Here is a 2,683-nt window from a genome sequence, read left to right on the forward strand (position 1 = left end):
TTGATGCAGCCACCGCCAAAGGATACTTCACTCGTTACTTTCTTAGATACCTGTTTATTATTTGTGAAAATATATAAAGCTAGTGGGCTAGGCATAGAATTGATTTTGTTTATAACAACATCTAAATTTGAATATGTCAATATTGGCATAACAGGGCCAAATATCTCTTCCTGCATAATAGGATCTGAAAAATCCACACGATCCAATACCGTTGGTTCAATTTGTAGATTATGATGATTTCCACCATAGACAACCTTATCCATATCAATCAACCCTAAAATCCTCTTATAGTGCTTTTCATTAATAATATGACCATAATCATCTAAGCTCGCATATTGGCGCTTAATTTCGGATATCACGCATTCGATTAATTGATCTTTTATAGATTCGTGTACCAACATATAATCTGGAGCTACACAGGTTTGTCCACAATTCAAATATTTTCCAAACACAATTCTTCGTGCCGCCAATTTAATATCTGCATCTTTATCTACGATACAAGGACTTTTCCCTCCCAATTCTAGAGTGACTGGCGTTAAATATTGACTCGCCTTATTCATCACAATTTTTCCTACACGTTTTGACCCTGTATAGAAAATATAGTCAAATTTTGAATCCAATAATTTAGAACTCACTTCACTATCTCCAAGTACACAAGCCACATATTCTGGATCGAAATATTCTTCAATCATATCTTTGATTACTTGTGATGTGTATGGACTAAATTCACTAGGTTTTAATACCACCGTATTTCCAGCTGCAAGTGCATCAATCAAGGGGTCAATAGAAAGTAAAAAAGGATAATTCCAAGGACTAATAACTAACACCACACCATAAGGACTCGGCTTTTCAAAACTACGCGACAAAAATTGAGACAATGGTGTATATACATTCCTTTCTTTAGCAAACTTACGAATGTGTTTTTCCATATAAGTCAATTCACTTAAAGCTAACCCAACTTCGCACATATAAGTTTCAAAATTTGATTTTCCAACATCCATTTTAATAGCTTCATTAATTCTGTCTTCATAAGCTAAAATTGCCTTTTTTAAAGTTTTTAAGGCATTTATTCTAAAATTAATATCCAGTGTTTTATGTTGCTTATAAAATTCTCTTTGTTTTAAAACGATTGGATCCATACTTAATCCTCCACTACAAAATCATACACTTTTTCTAACTCTTTTACACCCCATAAAACTGGAACGGGATATAATGGATTGGCTTCATGATCTGCGTAAATAGCCAATTCGTGTATATCCGATTTCTTTAATTCACTAAATGTAGATGAGATGCCAAAATACTTTTTCATTAAAGTGATTTGTTCAATAAAACGCTCAGCCCCAACCTTATAGGAATCATTCGCATTACAGATGCCACAATACAGAGCCATTTCATAGAGCTTCTTATACACACTTTCTCCATATTGTTTCAATACAACATCAAGTAATGTTGCGTTAGCTAGTCCATGCGCAATATTATATTTTCCGCCTAATGAATGAGCAATCGCATGCACATATCCTACATAGGATACTGTAAAGGCATGCCCAGCATAGTAGGCAGCATCGAGCATATTGCTTCTAGCTTCTAAATCATTTCCGTCTTCATACACCTTATATATATTCTCAAAAATTAGTTTTGTAGCCTTTAACGCATATGCACGCGTCTTCTTTGTAGTCGAATTACCAATATAAGCCTCAATCGCATGGGTTAAAGCATCCATACCAGTACATGCCGTAATAAATGGAGGCAAGGATAAAGTGGGTTTTGGATCTAAAACGGCATAATCAGGAATCAAATTAAAATCATTGATCGCATATTTATGACGTGTTTTTGAATCTACAATGACAGCCGCAAGAGTTGTTTCACTTCCTGTTCCAGCTGTGGTAGGTACACAAATCAACAATGGTAGTTTCTTCCATATCTTTAAAATTCCCTCCATCTTTGATAGTGGTTTCTTAGGGCGAACAAGTCTAGCACCAACTGCCTTAGCACAATCCATGCTGGATCCTCCACCAAAACCAATTAAAGCTTGACAATTAGAAGATAAATATAAGTTTTTTGCTTCTTCTACATTATCACTTGTAGGATTTGCGACCGTCTTATCATAAATTACATATGAAATAGAATGATGATCTAAGTGTTCACACATACGATCTAATATTCCTAATTGATGCACAGTAAAATCAGTAATAACCATCACTTTAGATATATGATTATCCATGCAAATATGAGAAATTAAAGATGTACTCTTTAATATTTCAGGAGTTCGATAAGGTAAAATAGGAATCACTAGTTTAAAACAACTCTGAAAAATTCGACAATATATTTTCTTGAATGTATTCATAAAGCACCTCCGTTTAGTTAACTTTGTATACTTTATATTCATTTGTTCACTTTGTCAACTATAAAAAATATGGACACGTTCAATGTCCATACCTTTATGCTTTCATCAACAGCCTTTCAATCGATTCTTCACTTACTGAGAAGATGGATGCGATAGCTTTAATTCCAAATCCCTTGTCCATCATTTTTTGATACATTTCAAGTTCTTTTTTCTCACTGCCTTGTTCAATTCCTTGTTCAATTCCTTTTTTTATTCCTTCAGCTTCCCATTCCTTTGACTTTACTTCTAGCCATCTCTTTTCAGCTTCACACATTTAACTTCACCTAAGCTTTCATCAAT

General features: G+C 34.1%; 3 protein-coding genes. All 3 read right to left on the reverse strand.

Annotated elements, in window-relative coordinates:
- A partial coding sequence (locus ACZQCL_RS08495; protein ID WP_482482785.1) for an aldehyde dehydrogenase family protein occupies window positions 1-1,139 on the reverse strand: 1,139 nt, incomplete at its 3' end.
- Window positions 1,140-1,141: 2 nt separating this feature from the next.
- The gene (locus tag ACZQCL_RS08500) at window positions 1,142-2,221 is read right to left on the reverse strand and encodes an iron-containing alcohol dehydrogenase (protein WP_333672587.1); all 1,080 of its coding nucleotides are present in this window, start codon (window positions 2,219-2,221) and stop codon (window positions 1,142-1,144) included.
- Window positions 2,222-2,438: 217 nt separating this feature from the next.
- Entirely contained in the window at window positions 2,439-2,657 is a 219-nt protein-coding gene (locus ACZQCL_RS08505) for a hypothetical protein (protein ID WP_333672586.1), read from the reverse strand.
- Window positions 2,658-2,683: the final 26 nt, after the last annotated feature.

Source organism: Holdemanella sp. (genome assembly GCF_056804935.1).

Coding starts and splice junctions, on each gene's coding strand:
- ACZQCL_RS08500 (WP_333672587.1), bottom strand. CDS start 2,221: ATGGATAATCATATATCTAAAGTGATGGTTATTACTGATTTTACTGTG.
- ACZQCL_RS08505 (WP_333672586.1), bottom strand. CDS start 2,657: ATGTGTGAAGCTGAAAAGAGATGGCTAGAAGTAAAGTCAAAGGAATGG.